This window comes from Microbispora hainanensis, from assembly GCF_036186745.1.
GTDB lineage: Bacteria > Actinomycetota > Actinomycetes > Streptosporangiales > Streptosporangiaceae > Microbispora.
Genome location: NZ_CP108086.1, coordinates 6259074 through 6279535, shown reverse-complemented (window position 1 = coordinate 6279535; position 20462 = coordinate 6259074). Strand labels below are relative to the sequence as shown.

Genomic DNA, 20462 nt, shown 5'->3' with positions numbered 1-20462 from the left:
GCCGCGCGGGGACTTCGTCACGCCGGTTCGGGCGCCTTGGTGCGTTGAACGGTCGCTAGCGACCCAGATCGGAGCTGATGACGTGAACCCGCTGCCCACCAGCGCGTTCGACCTTCCCGGCCACCTCTCCCACAAGGCCGATCCGAAGTTGGTCGCCGCCGACGAGCGGCACTTCGCGGCCATCGCGGAGAGCCTCGAACAGTCGATCGCCGACCTGGCCGGTCGCCTCGACGCCGAGCTCAAGGCGCCCGGCGGCAAGGGCAGGCAGGCGATGGACCGGGACTTGGAGGTCCATCGCCTGACCGCCCGCCTGCGCGTGCTGCGTCGTTTCGGTCTCGACCTGTGCCTCGGACACATGGTCGGCGAGGACGATCCCGAGCCCGTGTACATCGGACGGCTCGGCCTCACCGACAGCGCCGGTCGCCGGCTGCTGCTCGACTGGCGCTCCCCCGCGGCCGAGCCGTTCTTCGGCGCCACACACGCCAATCCGATGGGTCTGGCCAGCCGCCGCAGGTATCGCTGGACCCGGGGCCGGATCAGCGACTACTGGGACGAGGTGTTCACCCCGGACGGGTTCGAAGGGCACGCCGCGCTCGACGACCAGTCCGCTTTCATCGCGAGCCTGGGCGGCAGCCGGTCACCGCGGATGCGCGACGTGCTCGGCACCATCCAGGCCGACCAGGACGCCGTCATCCGCGCCGGGTCCCGGGGCGCCCTCGTCGTCGACGGCGGTCCGGGCACGGGGAAGACCGTCGTCGCCCTGCACCGCTCCGCCTATCTCCTCTACTCCGACCCTCGCGTCGGCCACCGCCGGGGCGGCGTACTGTTCGTCGGCCCGCACCAGCCCTACCTGGCGTACGTCGCCGACGTCCTGCCCAGCCTCGGCGAGGAGGGTGTGCAGACCTGCACCCTGCGGGACCTCGTCCCCGAGGGAGCGGCCGCGACGGTGGAGACCGACCCGGATGTGGCCCGCCTGAAGTCGTCCGCGGACCTGGTAAAGGCGATCGAGCCTGCCGTCAGGTTCTACGAGAATCCGCCCACCACGCCGATGACGGTCACGACCCCCTGGTCAAGCATCCCGGTCAGCGCCGACGACTGGGCCGAGGCGTTCGACGCACCCGACCCGGGCACTCCCCACAACGAGGCGCGTGACCAGATCTGGGCGGAACTGCTCACCATCCTGGTGGACAAGCACGACGGCGACGCGCCGGCCGACCTGGTCCGCAAGTCGCTGCTGCGCGACAGGGAACTGCTCACGACCTTCAACCGCGCCTGGCCGCTGATCGAGCCGGCCGACCTCGTCGGAGACCTGTGGTCGGTGCCCGCCTACCTGCGGTTGTGCGCACCGTGGCTCAGCCCCGACGAGGTGCGGAAGCTGTAGCGCGCGGACGCCCAGGCCTGGACGGTGTCCGACCTGCCGCTCCTCGACGCGGCGCGGCAGCGGCTCGGCGACCCGGAGGCGTCGCGACGCAGGCGACGCAGGGAGGCCACGCTCGCCGCCCAGCGCGAGCACATGGCGCAGGTCGTCGAGAACCTGATCGAAGCCGACGACGACGGCGAGGGCCTGGTGACGCAGCTGCGCCGGGAGGACCTGCAGCGCAATCTGGTCGACGAGTCCGAGCTGCCCGCGCCCGACCCGGACCGGCTCGCCGGACCGTTCGCGCACGTCGTCGTGGACGAGGCGCAGGAGCTCACCGATGCGGAGTGGCAGATGCTGCTGCTCCGCTGCCCGTCCCGGAGCTTCACGATCGTCGGAGATCGCGCACAGGCCAGGCACGGGTTCACCGAGTCGTGGCAGGAACGGCTCAAGCGGATCGGGCTCGATCGGATCGAACTCGCCTCCCTGAGCATCAACTACCGGACGCCGGAAGAGGTCATGGCGGAGGCCGAGCCGGTCATCCGGGCCATGCTCCCGGACGCCAACGTGCCGGTCTCCGTCCGCAGCAGCGGCGTCCCCGTCAAGTACGGCTCGCTTTCGGAGCTGCGCTCGATCTTCGACAGTTGGCTCGCCGCCAATGCCGAGGGGACCGCCTGCGTCATCGGCCATCCCGCGTTCCAGGGCAGCGCGCGCGTCCGTTCGCTGTCCCCGGAACTGTCGAAGGGGCTCGAGTTCGACCTGGTCGTCCTCGTCGACCCGGAGAAGTTCGGCGAAGGCATCGAAGGGGCGGTCGACCGCTATGTCGCCATGACCAGGGCGACCCAGCGGCTCGTCATCCTCACGAGCTGACGTCTCGCCCGCGTACGGCGTCGATGCCGCGATGCCCGGGCTCCGACGACGGTGCCGCGCCCGCCCCTCCCGCTTGCCGCCACCGCCGGTCGCGCGGGCTCAGAACCGATAGCGGAGAATGCGTGCCCCTTGCCGGGACAAGGCCGTGCTGCGGGCCATGAGACGGCTCAGCGCGCGCAGGGGTTGCGGGAACAGGGCCGTTTCCGGTGCGCGGGTGACGAACTGCTCCTCGACCAGTTCGAGGCCGGCGTGCCAGGACTCCGGTTCGTGCGGGTCGTCGAAGCCCTGGGCGGCCTTGACGCCGAGCGCCTTGATCGTCGGGTGATATTTCATCGTCCAGGCGGCGAATCGCGTGTAGCCGTTGAGCGCGAGCTCGCCCGAAGGGAAGTGGCCGGTCAGCGCCCGGGTCAGCGACTGGAAGGAGTCGCCGGTCATGAAGGGGAACACCCCCTCGGCGACGATCATCGCCGGGCGGTCGCCGGGGACGGCTGTGATCCAGTCTGTACTGGTGAGGTCGGCTCCGACCAGGTGGGAAGGGCCGGGCAGGCACTCGGCCCGCAGGTCCACCACTTCCGGGAAGTCGATGTCGTACCAGTCGACGCCGGGCGGCGGAGCACAGCGGAACACCCGGGTGTCCAGGCCGCAGCCCAGGTCGAGCACCACGCATCCGGGATGAGCGGCCATGAAGGCGCGGACGACGTCGTCGAGCTTCTTGGTGCGCAGTGCCGTGCTGACGACGAGGCTGGGCTTGACCTTCAGCTTGCCGAAGTCGTAGTCGATGGTGTCTGCCAGGTCGGCGGCGAGCGTGTCGCCGAGGATCGGGCTGGGCCGTACGGCGTCCAGGGCCTTGGCGTAGAGAGTGAGGAGCGACGTTTCCTGGATCAGCCCGAGCTGGGGGTGCAGGCGGTGCATGGGGATTCCTTAACGGTGTAACGGATGACGGGCTGCGAGGTCCTGCAGCCACGTCAGGGAGTCGTGGGCGGCCTTGATGCGCTCGGTGCGGTGCCCCTCGCCGCCCACGATGTCGAGCCCTTCGTCGGCGATCTCGCCGAACGCGCTCAGGCTTTCGAGCTTGCGCTGGATGACCTTCTGCCAGGCGTCGTCTTCGATGCGGTAGTAGGAGACGCGATCGCCGGGCCTTCTCACCTTCTTGACCAGGCCGATGGCCGTGAGGAAACGCATGTTCGAGGTGAGCGAAGCCCGGCTGGCCTGGATGACGTCCGCGATCTGGCCGGCGGACTGCTCGGCCGGATCGCAGATCATGAGCCAGCCGAGGATGCGCCCGGTGATGGGCGGCAGCCCCCACTCCTCGACGCAGAAGGCCGCCACCCGCTCCACCCAGCGGAGCAGCCGGTCCTGCTGTGCCTCAGTGCTCATCGTCGCGTCCTCCCTTGTCGATCGCGTGCCGGTTCCGTGTGCCGGTTCACTGTGCCATGGCGGCCACCGTCTCGGAGGTGGGTGTCGGGGTGATGTCCGCGAGGCACTTGGGCTCGCCCGCGCAGCGGGTGACGAGGCCGTTGAAGGCCACGCGTTCCATGGCGTGCTCCATAACTGGTTGCTAGTTGTTTCAACTCTGACTGAAATGTCTATCAATGTCAATCTTTGCTTGGAACGACCCTCGATCGCCCGCGGCGGCGACCGCGCGGACTCCGACCCGAATCCGGCCTGACGCGTCCGCACACAGGTTTGGAGCATTGCTCCACATGGAGTACGGTTCCAGTGTTGGAGCGATGTTCCAAACGCTGCCCTCTGAGAGCCTCCGCCGGGCGGCCCTGGTCGAAGGAGCCTCGACGTGTACGACGTGGTGATCGTGGGGGCCGGCCCGGTGGGCCTGTTCCTCGCCGGTGAGCTGGCGCTGGCGGACTGCTCGGTCCTGGTGCTGGAGCGGGACGAGGAGCCGTCCACACCGTGGAAGACGCTCCCGCTGGGGATGCGGGGCCTGAACCCCGGATCGATGGAGACGTTCTACCGCCGCGGGATGCTGGGAGAGCTACTGAAAGGCTCGGGCGCCGACGGGGCGCAGGTCGGCGCGGACCCCGGCGCGCGGGAGGCGCCCGCGCCTCGTGCCGTGAGCCATTTCGCGGGCATGCCGCTCGACCCGGCCGGCATCGACACCGCCGCCCTTCCGTTCCGGCTGCCCGGCCCGGCGATGGAGGGCATCATGACCAGCCTCGACGCGGTCTGCACGGTGCTGGCCGAGCGGGCGGCCCGGCTCGGCGTACAGGTCGTGCGGGGTGCTGCCGTCGAGGCCGTGACCCAGGACGGCGACACCGTCGTCGCCCGCGCAGGCGGGCGCGACCACCCGGCGCGCTGGCTCGTGGGATGCGACGGCGGGCGCAGCACGGTGCGCGAGCTCGCGGGCTTCCGCTTCGCCGGCACGCCGCCGCTGTTCACCGGCTACGTCGCCCACGTCACCTTCGCCGATCCGCATGCGCTGCGCCTGGGCTTCACCCTGACGCCGACCGGCATGTATCTGCGGACGCCTTTCGATGGACATCTGGGCATGATGGATTTCGACGGCGGCGCCTTCGATCGCTCGCAGCCGTTGACGCGCGAGCACCTTCAGACGGTCCTGCGCCGGGTCTCCGGCACCGACGCGACCATCACCGAGGTGCATCTCGCCTCCAGCTTCACCGACCGCGCGATGCAGGCCACGACCTACCGGCACGGCCGCGTCCTGCTCGCCGGCGACGCCGCCCACATCCACTCCCCGCTCGGCGGCCAGGGCCTCAACCTCGGCATCGGCGACGCCGTGAACCTCGGATGGAAGCTCGCCGCTACCGTCCACGGCACCGCGCCGGACGGCCTGCTCGACACCTACACCTCCGAACGCCACCCCGTCGGCGCGGCGATCCTCGACTGGTCACGCGCCCAGGTCGCGACCATGAACCCCGGCCCCAACGCCCCGGCCCTGCGACGCCTCGTCCACGATCTGCTCGCCACCCGCGACGGCACCACTCACGTGTTCCGCAGCACCTCGGGACTGTTCCATCGCTACGACCTGGGCGATGAGCACCCACTCGTCGGCCGGACCGCCCCGGACTTCCACTTCGCCGACGGCACCCGCCTCGGCGACCTGCTGCGCGAAGGACAGGGCGTCGCGCTCGACTTCACCACCGGCCAGTGCCTGCACGACGCGGCGACGAGCTGGAAGGACCGGATCCGCTACGCGGCCGGGCCGGTGCGCGACGACCTCGGATTCGGCGCCCTACTGATCCGGCCCGACGGCGTCGTCGCTTGGACCGGCGGACGCGACCCCGACCGCGAGGCGTTCCGGCACGCTGCGGCCCGCTGGTTCGGCGACCCGACCCTCATCGCGGCTTAGGAAGGGCTCGGCGCGGCCGAGGAGGCCCTGCAGACGAAGGCGCTACAGACGAAGGTTCTACGGACGAAGGTTCTACGGACCAAGGCACTGCAGAGCAAGGGCAGGTGACCCTGGCGCTCAAGAAGCGCCGCCTAACCCTGGCACTCCAAGAAACTCCGCGGGTCGATCCGCGGCGTCGGCGAGCGGGCTGATCCGCAATCGGGCGGCCGAAGTGGCGCGCCAATGGAACAGCGATGGAACAACGGCACGCTGTGAAGCGACCGTCAGGAACCGGTACTCCCCGCGCACGCTTCTTCCATGAACGGTTTCTCCCTTGAACCCGTGCCGAGCGAGGCGTCGTCAAGTCGTCAAAAGGGCGGTGTCTCGAGGTCGCGCTGGATGAAACTTGCTCCCGATTCGTCCTGTGATGTGCCGTTGTCCTGCGCTTCCCTGCCGCGACTGTCGGCATCGGCTGTCCGCTTTGTCTGCCTGCCCGCTGCTTGTGCCGGGGTTTCTGCGGGGGTTTGTGCTGGTGGGGTGGTGGGAGGGCATGGTGGGGCCATGATCGTGTCTGGTGCTCCGGGGAGGTCGGCGGGCAGGCGTTCGGGTGGGGCGTCGGGCCAGGTGCGGGGCTGGGGGTCGGGGACGGGCTGGATGATCTTCGGGAGTGGGCTGCGGTAGGGGTGTCCGAGTGGGCTGGTCCAGATGATCAGGTGGGGGCCTGCGGTGGTGACGCGCCAGCCGCCGAGGTGCTTGGCGCGGTGGTCGTGGCGGCAGGCCAGGTGGAGGTTGGCGGCGGTGGTGGCGCCGTTGTCGGCCCAGGCCTGGATGTGGTCTTGGTCGGTGCGGGTGGCGGGCATGCGGCAGCCCGGCCAGGAGCAGACCCGGCCCCGGATCTGGACGTATCGGCGTAAGGTCGCATCGGCATGACGCCGATCAGCCCCGTTCGCCGTGTTCGCCACCCCAGCGGTACCGGCCGCGCCCGCCGAGCTTGCGGCATTGACCACGTCAGCAGTGTTCGCCACGCCTGCCGCGTTGACCACGTCAGCCATGTTGGCCGCGCCTGCGGCGCCTGTGGTGCTGACTGCGCCTGCCGTGTTCGCCGCGCCCGTCGTGTTCGCCGAGTCCGCGTTAACCGTCTCAGCCGCGCCTGCGGCGTCCGCAGTGTCAGCCGTGCCCGCCGCGTTGATCATGTCGGCCGCGTTGGCCGCACCAGCCGAGTTCGCCGCGTTGACCGCGTCAGCCGTGTTGGCCACTCCCGTCGTGTTGGCCGCGCCCGCCGAGTCCGAGTTGGCCGTGCCAGCCGCGCCTGTGGTGTTGACTGCGCCTGCCGTGCCAACCGCGTCCGTGGTGCTGACTGCGCCAGCGGTGTTGGCCGTACCCGCCGTGTTGGCCGTGTCGGCCGAGTCTGCCGGGTCGGTCTGTTCGCCCAGCATGGCCGGGTCACCCGATCCCTCTGGGGCGTGCGCTGCAGCCGGGTCACAGGATCGGCCCGGGTGAGGTGCTGCTGCCGGGTGGGGTGATCCGGTTCGGTCGGGTGATCCGGTTGCGGGGGTGGTGCCGAGCTGGGCGTGGGCTTGACGGGTGAGGTCGGCGATGAGGGGTGCCCAGGCGCCGGTGGTGGCCGGTGCGGCGGCCAGCCGGTGGAGCTGGGTGAGGGTGATCTGCAGCTCGACGATGCCGCCGCGTCGCATGTCGCGGGGTGGCCGTTGGGCGGGCGGGCAGGGGCGGTGCCGGGTGATGCCGGCCAGGAGCAGGTGTCCGTCGTCGGTGCAGATGGCATAGCGCCACTGCCCGCCGAGCATGCCGGTGACGATGCGGCGTGCCTGGGCGGCGTGGACCATGCCCCAGCCGGGCAGGTGCGCCGGGTGCTCATCGTGCCCGAGCAACGTCGTCAGCTCCACCCGTATCTCCGGCACCGACCACGATGTCGCGCCGGGCCCCCCACCAAGGCGGCCCTGCGACCGCTGAGGCTCCCCGCACCCGCGCTCACCCTTCGGCTCCGGCTCCGGTGCGGCGCTCTGGTCGTGCCCTCGCTCAGACTCCGGCGCGCCCCTCCGCCCGTGCGTGTGCCCGTCCTCCGGTTCGGGTGCGGCGCTCTGGTCGTGTTCGTACGCGGGCGTGGGTCCGGTGCCCTGGCCGTGCTCACGCTCCTGCCTAGGTTCGGGTGCGCCCCTCCGCCCGTGCGCGTACGCGTTCCCGTCCTCCGGCTCGGGTGCGGCGCTCTGGCCGTGCTCGTGCTCGTGCTCCGGCTCCGGCGCGGGTGCCGTGACCCGGTCGCGCCCGCGCTCGTGCTCCGACTCGGACCCGGTGCTCAGCCTCCGCTCGTCCTCCGACTCTGGTTCGGGTGCGGCGCTGTTGTCGTGCCCGCGCCCGTGCTCTGGTTCTGGTGCGGTGCTCCGGTCGCGCTCGTACGCAGGCGTGGGTTCGGTGCTCGGCCTCTGCCCGGTCTCCGGTTGTGGTGCGGTGCTCTGGCCGTGTCTACGCTCCGGCTCCGGAGCGACCCTCCGCCCGTGCCCGTGCCCATCTTCCGGCTCGGGTCCGTTACCCGACCTCCGCTCGTAGTCGCGCTTGTGCTCGGGCTTCGGCTCGGGTCGGGAGCCCTGCCTGGGCTCGTGCTTCGGCTCGCCTGCGGGGGTGCCGGCGGGGCTGGCGGTAGTGCCTGCGGGAGCCTGAGGGATGCCGGTGTGGGTGTTCGCGGGGCTGTCAGGGGAGTCGGCCGAGCCGGTGGAGCTGGGGATGTCGTCAGAGGTGTCGCCGGGGGTGGGATCGCCGGGTTCCACGAGAGGGTGGGCCAGGACATGGGTGACGATCTGCTCGTCGGTCAGGCCTTCGAAGGTGCCATCCAGGCTGCCCAAGAACAAGTCCGCGCGGATGTGATCGATCGGGCGGCGGTCCCCGGCGCGTTTGCAGGCGCGGGCCAGCTCATCGATCCGCTCGCACCCGGCCACCGCCCGCTCCACCGGCAGGTCCAACCCGGACACGGTCGCGGTACCGTCATCATTGCGCGTGCCGGCCACCCGCCGCCTGCGGACCGCCTCGGTATAACGCTTTTCCGCCCAATCCGGATCGATCGCGAGCACCATGCGCTGAACGTGCTCGACCAGCTCGCCCACCGTCCACCCCGCCGCCCGAGGCACCAGGCGCTCGCAAACCCAGCCGGCCTGGGCGTCGGTCAACCCGCTCGTCCAGCGGATGAAAGCCACCGCCCGCGGCTCATCCAACACCCCCTCCAGCATCGCCTCACCGAGCACCGGCAGGCGGCGATGCAGATTCCACGCCAGCTCGAACGCCGAATCCGCGCGGCGGCGCGACCACACCAGCGCCGCCCGCGCCTCATCCGGGGCGAACTCCTCCGGTGTTTGCAGGCGGACCACGCTGTCGCCGGACCACGCCTCACGCAGCCCGACCTCCAGCAGCACCCGCAAAAACCACGCCCGGTCATGACAGGACTGCCGGTAGGCCGCCTTGAGCACCTCCACAGTGTCGAACCCCGACACCCGCTCCACATCGATACCCGCCAGCACCCCCGCAAGCTCGGCCCCCGGCGGGACCACCGCCAGCCCATCAGGAATCGCCACCGGCACCCCACCACCGCCCCCGGCCTGGGAGGACACACCGCCCACCGCACGCACCGGACGTGTCGGGCCGACTGGGCCCGTCGGGCATGCTGAAGGTGCCGGATCCACCGGACGTGTCGGGTCCGCAGAGCGTGCCAGGCGAGGCGGCCGCGGCGCGCGTGCTGGACTTGTCGGGTCCGTCGGGCGTCCTGGACGTGCCGAGGGCACCGGCGGTGCCGGGCACTGCCCGGCGGCAGCGGACGGCGAGTGCGGCGCGGACACGGCGGTGAACCCCCCAGGAGCACAGACGAAGGCAAACAACGGCTTCCCGACCGCCCGGACCGGGACTTCCTTCAACAGACTCGGCTCAACACACGGCGTATGGCCAACGGCCCGCCAGCTAGGCTCACCTGCAACGGCTACCCCAAGCCTACCTCGAACACACCATCGAATCAAACCCTGACCTGGGCAAATATGGAGCCCCAGCCCGGCGATGCGAGGCAGTCCTCGATGCAACGCCCCGTCCAGAGACGGCTCGCAAAGCCTTCCAGGCTGTCGTCGCGGCGTGCAGTCCAGGTGTACGGGCCGGGTGTGCAGGCCGGGTGTGCAGGCCGGAAGGGGCACCGGCAACGCAGGCTCTATGGAGGCGGGAGAGGTGGCGCCCAGCACGAGGGCACCGCGACGGCCAGAAGCGTTGTGCCCGGAGATGATTCGCAGAGGCTTCCGGGCTGTCGCCAGGGGCGTACGGTCCAGGTGCGCGGTCCGGACGTGCAGGCCGGAAGGGGCACCGGCAACGCGGGCTCTGTGGGGGCCGGAGAGGTCACCTCCTAACAGGGGGCATGGTGAGCGGCCGGAAGGAGGTTGCGTCGGCTACGCGGGCTCCGTCAAGGCTGGGGAGGTCGCGCCGCGCACGGGGGGCGTTGACGGGCCGGAAGCGTTGTGCCCGATACCGGGCCCCGCGGGCATTCCGAGCTTGCGGAATGTGCACGGACGGAGCGGGCTCGGCGAGGACCGGAGATGCCTTCCGGAGCGGTCACCGACCGGCTCAAGACTCGCCAACACCCCACAGGCGTTTTCCGGCGCGGTACCGGACACCGCGATGCCGACCAGCGCGTGGCGGTTTACATCACACAGGATGCCAAGGCTCGGCGGTCACCATCCGACGGGGCCGAGGCGGTCGGTGAAGATTCCGCTCGGCCCGTCGGGGCCGATCATCGCGAGTCCGACGATCGAGTCGGTGCCCTCGGTGACCGTCAACTGACCGGTGTGGTTGTTCATGTCGGTGGCGGCGAACGTGTGGTTCGCGACCTCCCCGGGAGTGGTGGCGTTGAACTTGATCTCCGGGAGTGCCTGGGCGTACCGGACGGTGATCATGTTCAGCGCCGCCTTCGACGACGTGTAGGCGAGTTCGTGCATCTTCGAGATGGGCTGCTCCGGATCGGTCACGACCGCGAAGGACCCGGCGGCGCTCGACACCATCACCACCCGAGGGTTGTGCGCCGCCCGCAGCAAGGGAAGGAACGCGTTCGTGACCCTGATCGGTCCGTAGACGTTGACGTCGTAGACGGAATGGATCTCGTCCACCGTCGTCTCCGCGGGCGGAGTGACCATTCCCGGCGCGCCGGCGTTGTTGATCAGCACGTCCAGGTGGTCGGTGTGCTCGCGGACGAGCCGTACGGCACGGGCCACCGACGCGTCCGAGGTCACGTCCAGCGGGACCATGACCACGTCGACGCCGTCCGCGGCCAGCTTGCCTGCGGCCGCCCGTCCCCGGCTCTCGTCGCGCGAGCCGAGGAAGACCGTCCACCCCTCCGTACCGAGCCGGCGGGCCGCTTCGAGACCGAGGCCCTTGTTGCCACCGGTGACCAGCGCGAAGGTCCGCTCCGAGTTCGTCATTCGTCCTCACTCCTGTGGAGTCGCGTGCCACCCGGCTTGTCCGGGCGGCGTCCTGACGAACACGAGATGCCGGTGCCCCGCCGCCTGTGACAGCTCGGGTCGTGTGACGTACACCACCTGTCGCCGCGGTCACAGAACGCCGAGGATAGGCGTCTTGTGCGTGTAAGGCGCAGGCGAGTGCGATCGGGGAGGAGCCGTGATGGGCGAGGGACAGGTGGGCGCGGGCGAGCCGTACGCGCATGGGGAAACCGTGGACCCGGCCACCGCGGCGTTCGTCGCCCATCGCAACCTGCTGTTCACCGTGGCCTACGAGATGCTCGGCTCGGCCGCCGACGCTGAAGACGTCCTCCAGGAAACGTGGCTGCGCTGGGCGGGCGTCGATCTCGGGACGGTGCGGGATCAACGCGCCTATCTGGTGCGGATCGTCACCCGGCAGGCGCTGATGCGGCTGCGCGCGCTCGGCCGACGTAGGGAGTCGTACGTCGGGCCGTGGTTGCCCGAGCCGTTGCTGACCGCGCCGGATGTGGCCGAGGACGTGGAGCTGGCCGAGAGCGTGTCGATGGCGATGCTGCTGGTATTGGAGACGTTGTCGCCCACCGAGCGGGCGGTGTTCGTGCTGCGCGAGGTGTTCGACCTGGACTACGACGAGATCGCCGACGCCGTCGGCAAGAGCCAGGCCGCCGTCCGCCAGATCGCCCACCGCGCCCGCTCCCACGTCGCCGCCCGCCGCCCCCGCGACACCGTCACCCCGGACCAGACCCGCCACGCCCTCCAGGCCTTCAAACAGGCCGTCGAGACCGGCGACCTGCAACGCCTGCTCGACATCCTCGCCCCTGATGTCGTCCTCCTGAGCGACGGCGGCGGGATCAAGAAGGCGCTGACCCACCCCATCGTGGGGGCAGGCAAGGTGGCTCGTCTTCTTACCGCAGGCCTGGACAGGTTCGGCGACGGCGTGTCGGTCGAGCCGGTGCAGGTCAACGGCTATCCGGGCCTCGTCATGCGGATCGGCGGGGAGATCGACGGCGTCGTGGCGATGCGGATCGAGGATGGCCTCGTCACCGGGGTCTACTTCGTCCGCAATCCCGCCAAGCTGACGCATGTGGAACGCGAGACCGCACTGAGCCGCTGATGCGCTGTCCGCGCCGGTCCGGCCACCGCGCCCGGCCACCGCGCCCGGCCACCGGGCGCGACCAGCGCGTGTGCGGCCAGCGCGTGTGCGGCCAGCGCGTGTGCGGCCAGCGCGCGGGGACGGCGCGTGCGGGGCAGGGTGTACGGGGGCAGGGTGTACGGGGGCAGGGTGTGCGCGGCCGACGCGTGCGGCGACGGAGTGTACGGGGGCAGGGCGTTTGGGGCCGGGCGCCATCCGATCAGAGAGCTTGGGCGGCTCAGGGACCTTGGGTGGCGTCGTCCTCGGGCGCCGTGCCGTACAGGCGGGACAGGTCGGCGACGGCCTCGGTCATCATCGCGCGCAGCTCGGCCGGCTCCAGCACCTCGACGAGCACGCCCATGCGCAGGAACAGCCACCTGGCGTGTGTGAGGGACTCGATCGGCAGCGTCAGCCGCGTCCAGCCGCCAGGCTCCGGCTGCCCGTCGGCGAGCGCCTTGTCGACGACGTCCTGCCCGACGGTGTATCGGAACAGGTCCTCCGCGCCCGGCGCGAGCCGCACCACCGCCTCGGCCGTGTACATGCGTGAGGCGAAATCCGCGGCGAAACCGCGCCAGAACTCGGCGAGGTCGAAGTCCTGCGGCCGTTCGAAGCGCTCGGGCAGCACCTCGGCCTCGATGATCCGGCCCACCCGGTAGGTGCGCACCGTGCCCGAGCAGGCGGCCGCGAGATACCAGGAACCCCCCTTGAGAACCAGCCCGTAGGGATGCACCAGCCGTTCCACCTCGGTCGGCCCCCATCGGCGGTAGCGCAGCCGGAGCACCCGCTCGTCCCAGACCGCCTCCGCGACCTCGGTGAGGAACGGCGCCTCGTCGGCGCTGCGATACCAGCCCGGCACGTCGAGGTGGAACCTCTCCCGCATCCGGGCCGCATGCGAGCGCGGCTCGGGCGGCAGCGCTGCCAGCAGCTTCAGCTCCGCCGCCGCGGCGAAGCCGGCGAGCCCGAGCTCAGCGGCGGGGCCGGGCAGCCCGGCCAGGAACAGGGAGGACGCCTCCTCCACGGTCAGCCCGTTCAGCCGGGTACGGTAGCCGTCGAGCAGCCGATATCCGCCGAGCGGCCCGCGGTCGGCGTAGACGGGCACGCCGGCGGCCGAGAGGGCCTCGACGTCCCTGTAGACCGTGCGGACCGAGACCTCCAGCTCTTCGGCGATCTCCGTGGCGGTCATCCTGCCGCGTGTCTGCAGCAGGAGCAGCAGGGACAGCAACCGGCTCGCACGCATGGTGACCAGTCTGCCACCTTTACAAAGTAGATTTATTTGCTTTCGCACATGAGCTGTGTTCAAATGCACGCATGGAAAGTGCCGATCGGATCCGCGCGATCATGAACGCGCTGCGTACGTCCGACAGCGTCTCCGTGGCCGAGCTGGCGCTGGCGTACGGCGTCTCGGAGATGACCATCCGGCGTGACCTGGACGAGCTCGCCCAGCAGGGGGTGGTGCGGCGCGTCCGCGGCGGCGCCCTGAGCCTGCTGCTGCGCGGTGAGGAGCCGCCGTTCGGCGTGCGCGAGCGGGAGGCGATCGACGCCAAGCGCCGCATCGCCGCCGAGGTCGCCGGCCTGCTCGCCGACGGCGAGGCCGTACTGCTCGACGGCGGCACTACAGCGCTCGAAGTCGCCCGAGCCGTGCGCGAACGCCGCCTGACCGTCCTGCCGCTGGCACTGCAGGCGGCACAGGAACTGGCCGACGCACCCCGCATCCGCCTCGTCCTGCCCGGCGGGGAGGTGCGGCACGGGGAGATGAACTTCGTGGGCCCGCTCACGGAGACGTCGATCAAGGCCCTCCGGTTCGACACCGCGGTGATCGGCTGCTGCGGCCTGTCGGCCGAACACGGCCTGACCGCGCACGATCTGCCCGAGGTGGCCATCAAGCAGGCCGCGATCGCCTCGGCCCGCCGCGTCGTCGTCGCGTGCGACTCGGGCAAGTTCACCCGTACGGCCTTCGGCGCCGTCTGCGGCCTCGACCGGCTCGACGTGGTCGTGACCGACGAGCACATCCCCCGAGATCAGCACGACGCCCTCACCGCCGCGGGCGTCACCGTACGCACCGTTCCCGCCTCCGTTCCGGTCGGCTGACCATCGCCCCCGCTCCCTGGAACCGGCGCCATCGGTGTCGCGGCCTGCCGACGTCCAGGTGTCTCCCCAGATCACACCGGGCGCCGGACCTCGTCGCACCCACGTCGGACCAGCGCCGGACCGCATCGCACCCACGTCGGACCGCCCCGGCACGCTGGACCGCGCCGAACTGCGTCGCACCCGTGTCGCACCCGTGTCGCACCCGTGTCGCACCCGCGGTCGTCCCACGTCGGACCGCGCCGGACCGCGCCGGACCACCTTGCACCCACCTCGGACCGCGGTCGGACCGCGCCGGACCCGCATCCGGCGCGGGGCGACTCCGCGGCGCATACGGCTTCGGGAACACGCCCCGAGGCCACATCGGACACAGGCCGGGCGGACATGCGAGGGGGGCAGTATTTCCCAGAGCCCTTCCCAAGAGCCCTCTCCCCACTTCCCCAGAACCCTCTCTCTTCTTCCCAGAACCCTCTCCCCTTGGGAGCCCCGCCTTCCTGAATCCCATGGAGCTCCGGATCCGGGTCGTCCCCGGGGCCGGCATCCCGGCGCGCCGGAAGCCCGCGAACATCTCCTGTGATCGTTCGCACAAGTCGCCGGCACATCCGGCGTCGCGATCCCGCCCCCGCCTCCCCACCCCGCCATCCCGCCCCGCCATCCCGCTCTGCCATCCCGCTCTGCCATCCCGGCCGCGACGACACCCGCTACGACACAGACGACGACATAGATGAACGTTCCGGCGTAAACCTCCCAGCCGCCCCGAGGAGCACCACATGGTCATGTCCGCCTCCACTCGCCCGGCGCTGCTGCGCGCACGCGTGGCCGTCTACGGGCTGTTCCTGCTGTCCGGCATGGCCATGGGCACGTGGACCAGCCGGATCCCCGCCATCAAGGCGGCCCTCGGGCTGAGCGACGGCGCGCTCAGCCTGGGACTGCTCGCCATCGCCGCCGGGGCCATCACCGGCATGCAGGTCGTCGGCAGGCTGGTGGACCGCTACGGCAGCTACCGGACCCTGCTGCCGGTGGCCGTCGCCCAGGGCCTCGTCCTCGTGCTCCCCGCCTACATGCCGAACCTGCCGGCGCTCGCGCTGTCCCTGTTCGTGTTCGGCGCGGTCTACGGCACGCTCGACATCGCGATGAACGCCAACGCCGTGGTGGTGGAACGGGCGTACGGGAAGTCGATCATGTCGTCCTTCCATGCGGTGTTCAGCGTCGGAGGGTTCGTGGGGGCGTCCGCCGGCGGCATGTTCGCCCACGCCGGGACGAGCCCCGGCGTCACCTTCGCGGCGATGGGCGTGGTCATCCTGCTCGTCGCCCTGCTGAGCGCCCGCTGGGCGATGCGCGACGCCCCGGCGCGGGAGGCGGCGAAGACGGGCTCCCCCGAGGCACGGCCCGCAGGCCGGCGCGTCGGCGGCACGGTGCTGCTCCTCGGCGTGCTCGCGTTCTGCTGCATGATCGGCGAAGGCGCGGCGGCCGACTGGAGCTCGGTCTACCTGCGCGACGACCTGGGCTCCTCCCCCGGCTTCGCCGCCGCCGCGTACGCGGCGTTTTCGATCATGATGACGGCGGGCCGGTTCGCCGGGGACCGCCTCGCCGCCTGGCTGGGGCGGGTCACGCTGGTGCGCTGCTGCGGGGGGCTCGCCGGGGCGGGTCTCGCGGCCGGGATCCTCATCGACGAGCCGGTCGCCGGGGTCGTCGGATTCGGCCTGTTCGGCGCGGGTCTTTCGTGCATCGTCCCGCAGGTGTTCTCGGCCGCCGGGCACCGCGACCCGGCCCAGTCGGGGCGGGCGCTCGCCGCCGTGGCGAGCCTCGGCTACACCGGTTTCCTGGCCGGTCCCGTTGTCATCGGCGGCCTGGCCGAGGCCGTCACCCTGCCGTACGCGCTGCTGGTGCCCGCCGTGCTCGCGTTGTTCGTGGCTTTCACCGCTCCGGCGCTGCGCTCGCCCCGACCCGCCCCCGACCGCCGCGCCGAGCCCGCCCACGGCTGAGATCCGCGCCGCGTACGGCGAGGGTTGGATCGGGCGGGGCCGGGCAGTGGAGGGGCGTGGCCGTCAGCAACGATCCCGAGGGACCGGCTCCCGCACACCGGCGGCTCACGGCGATGCTCCGGGAGGAGATCGTCCACGGCCGGATCGAGCCCGATCGCCCGCTGCCGTCGGAGGAGTTCCTCGTGCGCGAGTACGGCTTCACCCCGGAGGACGTACGCCGCGCCGTCGAGACGCTCAGCGGAGAGGGCCTCGTGTACACGGTGGAGGGACAGGGGGCGTACGTGTCCACGCGTGCCGAGGAGACGGGCGGCGGCTGACCGGCCCCCGCCCGTCCCCCACAACTACGCCTGTGCGCCCTGTGCCGGCGAGCCGGGCTCTCGCCACATGGGGTACATGACCGGGCCGCCGGGCAGCCGGACCAGCTCGGGCATGTCGACGTAACCGTGCCGGAGGTAGAGCCGCCGGCTCGCCTCGCTGCTGGCCTCCAGGTAGGCCGGGATGCCCTCGGCGTCCAGCTTGCGGTGATGCTCCTGCAGCAGCCGGGTGCCGAGGCCGCGGCCGATCCTCGCCCGCTCCAGCGCGAGGAACGCCAGGTAGTGGTGCGGTTCCTGGGGGTGGAGCTTCTCCGTGATCTCCCCGAAGAGGCGGTAGCGCTCGGCGTTCTCGCCCGCGAAGGACGCGATCGCCTCCTGCTCTCCCGGGATCTCGGGGAACGGCACGGTGAACCAGACGGCCACACCGGCCAGTTCGCCCGACTCGTGGATGCCGTAGACGTCGCCGTGTTCGAGCGCGTGCGCGGACCACATGGTGAAGAACCGCCGCTGCATCGGCAGCCGGTCCTCGGCCCGCGGGATGAGCCACCGGGTGATCTCGTCGGTGTGGAAGGTCTCAGCGATGAGCCCGCCGGCCGCCGCGGCGTCCGTCATGCGGGTGATCTCGATCGTCACTTGGCGCCCCCGCCGACGGCCTGGGCGCCCAGGCCGATGTTGGCGTACACCTCGGGCCTGGACGACTTCAGCACCCGGCCCCAGATGAGGCCGAAGACGATCGCGACGATGAAGATGCCGGGCAGGATCCAGCGGAGGATCGAGTCGGGCTCGACCCCGAGGACCGTGTCGAAGTTGACCAGGGTGAGCGCGATGATCACGCACAGCGCCACGATCGCCAGAGCCGGGGCGATGCGGGTGCGCCAGGTCGTCTCCCCCCGCGCGTCGCGCGAGAAGAACACGATCACCGAGATCGAGGTGACGGTGAGCAGGGTCAGCAGCCCGAGGCCGCCGAAGGTGCCGAAGATGAAGAACATCTTGGTGACCGGGTCGAGGCCGGAGACCGCGTAGACGACGATCACGATCAGGCCGAGCACGGTCTGCAGCAGCGACCCGGAGATCGGGGCGGCGGTGCGGGCCGAGGTGCGGCCGAAGATCGAGGGCAGGACGTTCTCCCGGCCCAGGGCGAAGATGTAGCGGGCCGTGGTGTTGTGGAAGGCGATCATGCAGGCGATGCTGCTGGTCACGAACAGCACCGAGCCGATCGTCGAGACGGCGCCGCCCAGGTGGAGGGCGGCCTGGTTGAAGATGAGCTCGGTCCCCTGCTCCGAGGCGGCCTTGACGATGCCGTCCGGCCCGGTCGGCACGGTCTGCGCCCAGGCGGAGAACGCGTACAGCAGGGCGATGATCGCGATGCCGAGGTAGGTGGCGATCGGCACGGTCCGGTGGCGGTCCTTGGACTCCTCGGCGAAGACCACCGACGACTCGATGCCGGCGAACCCCGCGACGACGGTGGCGAGCGCGGCGCCCACGCCGGGCACGAACAGGGCGCCGGGGGTGAAGCCCTCGAAGCTGAGGCCCGCCGGGGCGGCGTGGACCACGTCGCCGAGGTCGAACAGCAGCACGATGGCGATCTCACTGACGAGCAGGACGGACAGGATCTTTCCGTTGACGTCCACCCGCAGCAGGCCGAGCACGCCGGTCAGCGCCCAGGCCACGAGCGCGATCACCCACCACGGCGGCGAGCCGCCGAACCAGTCGACCAGCAGCGGCTCGGCCGCCGATCCGATGATTCCGTAGAGGCCGAGCTGCAGCGCGTTGTACGCCAGCAGCGCCACCCAGGCGGTCGCGACTCCCTGGGTGCGGCCGAGGCCCTGGGCGGCGTAGGCGTAAAAAGCGCCCGCGTTCACGACGTGCCGGGCCATCGTCACATATCCGACGGCGAACAGCGCGAAAACCGCGCCCAGCATCAGGAATGCGAACGGGACACCGATGACGCCCGTCACCGTGTATGCCGTGGGAACCGAACCCGCGACGACCATAAGCGGCGCAGCGGCGGAGATAACGAAGAACACAATGGACGGCACGCCGAGCCGGTCCTCTGCCAGTGCGGCGGTGACGGCACTCGGCCGTTGTTGTGTGAGGGACACCTGAAAACTCCGTGTGAGGGGGGGTGGAGGTCACCGGCGGCTGATGACGGCCTGGCCGACGGCGACCTTGGTCTGGGCGATGAGTCTCCGCAACTGCATGGGGAGCATGGCTGTCGCGGCGGCCTCGAACCGGGGATCGTGCTCGGAGAGGACCCGCTGGGCGCAGCCGGCCGCGGCCAGGAGCCCCAGGAGTACGCAGTCGCGGTCCACCGGCGGCTTGCGTCGCTGGATGGCGAGGTTCAGGCGGGCGAGCGGCCACGCGGCGGTGTTCATGTCCGCGGGGGCCGCGGGCTGCTGTTTCAGCAGGTGCCTGACCGGGGGCTTGAGCAGCTTCGCGGCGATCATCCTGGCGGTGACGTCGGCGTAGATCGTCCGGGCGAAGAAGAGGAGCCACGTGCCGATCGGGTGGTGCGGCTCGGCGATGACGTGCCCGAGCACCGCGCTGGTGAGCGGGTCGCCCGTGGCCTTCTGGACCGTGGCGTAGAGGCGTTCGGGGTCCGCCGCGAAGTCGAGCGCCACACGCTCGGCGAGCATCAGTTCGCCGAGGATCCCACCGGCCAGCGTCAGCCCCGTGAGCCGGGAATGTAGCAACGGATGGCCCGTCACATTGTCGTGCAGGACAAAGTACAGGTCATCGACAAGGGACGGGCTCGAAAGATCGCTTTCAGCCACGGTCGGCGATGATATAGGCGAAATGTTCCATCTGTCATCGCGCAAATTCACGTTTCTGCGATCTCCCGCGGAATAGGAGAATTGTTCCAACCGGAACTTAGTTTTCGGCCAATGCGCTTACGGTCCGCCTCCGGCAGGGTCACGGCCGGGCGACGGAATCAGGCCGCAGGCACGCGCGGCGAAGGCCGGCGATCGGGCCGAGGGGACGAACGGCCCGCCGCCCGCGATGAGCATGCCGTGCCCCTCGGCCGCACCCCTCGGCCGCACCCCTCGGCCGCACCTCTCAGCCGCGCCTCTCAGCCGTACCCCCAGGCCGTGCCTCTCAGCCGCGCCTCTCAGCCGTACCCCCAGGCCGTGCCTCTCATCGGAGCAGGGCGTTGGCCAGAATCGTGAGAAGGATCGACGCCACGATCGAGACGATGATCATCACGAGGCAGCCCGCCGCTCCCCCGAGTGGCCGAATCTTGATATTTCCGGGCATGGCGTCCTCCCCCGCGACCCTTCCCGCGCCTACCCAGGTAAATCTGCCCAGATGCGCCTATCCCTGGCACTCATGCCGAACCAAGCCCGGTTTGTCGGTTTTGTCGCCGGGCATCGACGGCCTATGACCATCCAGGACGACAGGGGCGCGGCGGCCCTGGCCCGCGCCCAGGGGCTCTTCAACGTCGCGGGCGGGCTGTGGCCGCTGCTCCACCTGCAGAGCTTCGAGAAGGTGTTCGGCGCGAAGACCGACCGGTGGCTGGAGCGCACCGTCGCCGGGCTGCTCGTGGGGATCGGATGGACGCAGATCAGGGCCGCGTCCACGCCCGGCGGCGCCGACCACGCGCGCCGTCTCGGCGTCGCCGCGGCGGCGACACTGCTCGCCGCCGACCTGATCTACGTGCCCACGGGCCGCATCCGGCCCACCTATCTGCTCGACGCTGCCGCCGAGGCCATGTGGCTGCGCGCCTGGCGGGCCCGTGCCGTACGGCCGGAGCCTCCGTCCACCCGCGCGGGCGCGGCGTTCGCCGCGGCGGCGGCACTGGCCGCGGGGTGCGTCACGGGCGGCGTGCTGGCCGCGCGCCTGCTGCGGCGGCGGCGGGCGGAGCCGGACGAGTCCGAGCTCACCCGTGCCCGATACATCCGCCACCCCGCCGCGCGGTGACCACAAGTCGCTGTTAACACCGAATT

At 71.0% G+C, this 20462-nt stretch carries 14 protein-coding genes and 1 pseudogene; 7 read left to right on the top strand and 8 right to left on the bottom strand.

From position 1 onward, the window contains the following. Positions 1-82 precede the first annotated feature (82 nt). Positions 83-2227 (top strand): annotated as a pseudogene (helR, locus tag OHB01_RS28890) (RNA polymerase recycling motor ATPase HelR). 99 nt (positions 2228-2326) lie between these two features. On the opposite strand, the gene OHB01_RS28885 reads toward helR, so the two are convergent. Together OHB01_RS28885 and OHB01_RS28880 are read right to left on the bottom strand one after the other, a co-directional pair. Beyond that, positions 2327-3139: a class I SAM-dependent methyltransferase gene (locus OHB01_RS28885; protein ID WP_142651699.1), complete on the bottom strand. Its 813-nt coding sequence runs from the start codon at positions 3137-3139 to the stop codon at positions 2327-2329. A 9-nt stretch (positions 3140-3148) separates the two neighbouring features. Then, the gene (locus OHB01_RS28880; RefSeq protein WP_142651698.1) at positions 3149-3604 is read right to left on the bottom strand and encodes a GbsR/MarR family transcriptional regulator; all 456 of its coding nucleotides are present in this window, start codon (positions 3602-3604) and stop codon (positions 3149-3151) included. Between the two features lie 415 nt (positions 3605-4019). Between OHB01_RS28880 and OHB01_RS28875 the strand changes: the two genes are divergently transcribed. Continuing rightward, the gene (locus OHB01_RS28875) at positions 4020-5552 is read left to right on the top strand and encodes an FAD-dependent oxidoreductase (protein ID WP_328854244.1); all 1533 of its coding nucleotides are present in this window, start codon (positions 4020-4022) and stop codon (positions 5550-5552) included. A 347-nt stretch (positions 5553-5899) separates the two neighbouring features. Here the strand turns inward: OHB01_RS28875 and OHB01_RS28870 are convergent, their stop codons facing one another. Beyond that, positions 5900-9112, bottom strand: coding sequence for a DUF222 domain-containing protein (locus OHB01_RS28870; protein ID WP_328854243.1), 3213 nt, complete (start codon positions 9110-9112; stop codon positions 5900-5902). A gap of 1131 nt (positions 9113-10243) precedes the next feature. Next, positions 10244-10987 carry an SDR family NAD(P)-dependent oxidoreductase gene (locus OHB01_RS28865; protein ID WP_142652749.1) on the bottom strand — a complete coding sequence of 248 codons (744 nt, stop codon included), beginning with the start codon at positions 10985-10987 and terminating at the stop codon, positions 10244-10246. A 199-nt stretch (positions 10988-11186) separates the two neighbouring features. Between OHB01_RS28865 and OHB01_RS28860 the strand changes: the two genes are divergently transcribed. Next, entirely contained in the window at positions 11187-12116 is a 930-nt protein-coding gene (locus OHB01_RS28860; protein ID WP_328854242.1) for an RNA polymerase sigma-70 factor, read from the top strand. Positions 12117-12372: 256 nt separating this feature from the next. Here the strand turns inward: OHB01_RS28860 and OHB01_RS28855 are convergent, their stop codons facing one another. Further along, positions 12373-13371: a helix-turn-helix transcriptional regulator gene (locus OHB01_RS28855; protein WP_142648535.1), complete on the bottom strand. Its 999-nt coding sequence runs from the start codon at positions 13369-13371 to the stop codon at positions 12373-12375. Between the two features lie 71 nt (positions 13372-13442). Between OHB01_RS28855 and OHB01_RS28850 the strand changes: the two genes are divergently transcribed. The 3 genes from OHB01_RS28850 to OHB01_RS28840 all read left to right on the top strand — a co-directional run bounded on the left by OHB01_RS28850 (position 13443) and on the right by OHB01_RS28840 (position 16521). Continuing rightward, on the top strand, positions 13443-14222 hold the full coding sequence (locus tag OHB01_RS28850) for a DeoR/GlpR family DNA-binding transcription regulator (RefSeq protein ID WP_328854241.1): 780 nt from the start codon (positions 13443-13445) through the stop codon (positions 14220-14222). Between the two features lie 773 nt (positions 14223-14995). After that, complete coding sequence (locus OHB01_RS28845; RefSeq protein WP_260617321.1) at positions 14996-16204, top strand: MFS transporter; 1209 nt, start codon at positions 14996-14998, stop codon at positions 16202-16204. Between the two features lie 56 nt (positions 16205-16260). Next, positions 16261-16521: a winged helix-turn-helix domain-containing protein gene (locus tag OHB01_RS28840; protein ID WP_328854240.1), complete on the top strand. Its 261-nt coding sequence runs from the start codon at positions 16261-16263 to the stop codon at positions 16519-16521. Between the two features lie 24 nt (positions 16522-16545). On the opposite strand, the gene OHB01_RS28835 is transcribed toward OHB01_RS28840, so the two are convergent. The 3 genes from OHB01_RS28835 to OHB01_RS28825 are packed head-to-tail and all read right to left on the bottom strand — an operon-like array spanning position 16546 to position 19292. Next, positions 16546-17151 carry a GNAT family N-acetyltransferase gene (locus OHB01_RS28835; protein WP_328854239.1) on the bottom strand — a complete coding sequence of 202 codons (606 nt, stop codon included), beginning with the start codon at positions 17149-17151 and terminating at the stop codon, positions 16546-16548. Beyond that, the gene (locus OHB01_RS28830; protein WP_328854238.1) at positions 17148-18620 is read right to left on the bottom strand and encodes an APC family permease; all 1473 of its coding nucleotides are present in this window, start codon (positions 18618-18620) and stop codon (positions 17148-17150) included. Before OHB01_RS28830 ends, OHB01_RS28835 begins: the two co-directional genes overlap by 4 nt. 30 nt (positions 18621-18650) lie before the next feature. Continuing rightward, positions 18651-19292, bottom strand: a complete 642-nt coding sequence (locus OHB01_RS28825) for a GOLPH3/VPS74 family protein (RefSeq protein ID WP_168066036.1) — start codon at positions 19290-19292, stop codon at positions 18651-18653. A 604-nt stretch (positions 19293-19896) separates the two neighbouring features. On the opposite strand from OHB01_RS28825, the gene OHB01_RS28820 reads away from it, so the two are divergent. Then, entirely contained in the window at positions 19897-20436 is a 540-nt protein-coding gene (locus tag OHB01_RS28820) for a hypothetical protein (RefSeq protein WP_205830400.1), read from the top strand. The last annotated feature ends 26 nt before the right edge of the window (positions 20437-20462 follow it).